Origin of the sequence: Pseudoalteromonas sp. 19-MNA-CIBAN-0066, from assembly GCF_040308705.1 — a bacterium.
In the GTDB taxonomy this organism is placed as follows: domain Bacteria; phylum Pseudomonadota; class Gammaproteobacteria; order Enterobacterales; family Alteromonadaceae; genus Pseudoalteromonas; species Pseudoalteromonas nigrifaciens.
The window spans coordinates 1-243 of record NZ_JBEONZ010000375.1 but is presented as its reverse complement, the minus strand read 5'-3'; the positions used below and the strand labels follow the sequence as shown (position 1 = coordinate 243).

The 243-nt window shown below is 45.7% G+C and carries 1 pseudogene; it reads right to left on the bottom strand.

The features are described 5' to 3' along the window. Positions 1–243, bottom strand: a pseudogene (locus tag AAEZ18_RS19495) (universal stress protein); the annotation flags it as partial.

Genomic DNA, 243 nt, shown 5'->3' with positions numbered 1-243 from the left:
ACAATACCCCTGTGGCGTTGCGTTTTTTCAATATCAGGACACCCGTTATCAACTAAAAATGCCTGGGAGTGCGCCAAGGTTTCCTTGCCAAGGGATAAAGCAACTTTACTGCGTTGCTCGTCTAAGTTGGCCATTTCATTGAGAAGTGAAGAGCGAGCCCCAAGGCCAATAGCCCCGCTTAAATCCTCCGTAATTGGTGAGTGATTTTTTTCAATCGCATGCAGTAGCAAAATAGGTTTACTC